At 32.1% G+C, this 1,120-nt stretch carries 1 protein-coding gene and 1 pseudogene; both read left to right on the forward strand.

Going from position 1 to position 1,120, the window contains the following annotated elements; translation table 11 throughout:
* Positions 1-279: pseudogene (locus M2326_RS17500) on the forward strand (hypothetical protein); the annotation flags it as partial.
* Positions 279-1,120 (forward strand): IS3 family transposase (locus M2326_RS17505; protein ID WP_264620827.1); only part of this gene is annotated, 842 nt, incomplete at its 3' end. The pseudogene M2326_RS17500 and the gene M2326_RS17505, both read left to right, overlap by 1 nt.

Genomic DNA, 1,120 nt, shown 5'->3' on the forward strand with positions numbered 1-1,120 from the left:
CAATGGTTACGAAAATTTGGTAACTTTGATTGGGAAAACCAAACACCATTCACTATGTCAAAGGGACCAGAACAAAAGATAATGGAGCTTGAAGCCAAAGTAAAACTTCTGGAGAAGCAGAAGTCCTTTTTGGAACAACAAGCCTTTGTTGCAGATAAAAAAGCAATCATTTTTGATATGATGATTGATATTGCTGAGAAAGAATACCAAATTGATATCCGAAAAAACTCCTCACCCGAACAATCGACCATTTTAAGCAAAAAGAGCAGCAAACAATAATGTTCGCCTGTAATTTGTTCGGGGTAGACAGACAGGTTTATTATCGTAGAATTAAAAGGAAAGTTATTAAAGAAACTAAAGCAATTCAAGCAGTTTCATTGGTTATGGATATTAGAAAATCCATGCCTAGATTAGGTACTAAGAAATCATATCTTCTGTTATTTAATGAGCTTAAACCAATGAAAATTGGTAGAGATAAATTATTTGATATACTCAGAGCCAATCACTTATTAATCCAACCAAAACGCAGTTATCACATAACAACTAATTCACATCATCGCTTTAGAAAACACCACAATAAAATTCTAGATTTAGAAATAAATAGACCCGATCAAGTTTGGGTTTCTGATATTACATACATTGGAAAAAGAGATAAGCCGTGTTATTTAAGTATCGTTACTGATGCTTATTCTAAAAAGATAGTGGGTTATTATGTTGCTAACAATATGAACACCGAAAGCAGTGTTATAGCCTTAAAGATGGCTATACAGCAAAGAAAAGACAAGGAAGTACCTTTGATTCATCACTCAGATAGAGGATTGCAATATTGTGCAAATGCTTACCAAAAGATCTTAAGTAAAAATGGCATATTGCCAAGTATGACACAGAACTCTGATCCATATGAAAATGCAGTCGCTGAAAGAATAAATGGAATTCTGAAACAGGAATTTATGATTGATAAATATAATCTAGATTTGAAAATTATGCAGAAAATCGTAAAAGAATCAGTTGATATATATAACGAATTACGACCACATTATTCTAATTATATGCTGACACCAAATCAAATGCACGTACAGAATCAAATTAAAATGAGAACATATAAAACAAAAAACACTTG

Source organism: Flavobacterium psychraerolatum (assembly GCF_025960985.1).
GTDB lineage: Bacteria > Bacteroidota > Bacteroidia > Flavobacteriales > Flavobacteriaceae > Flavobacterium.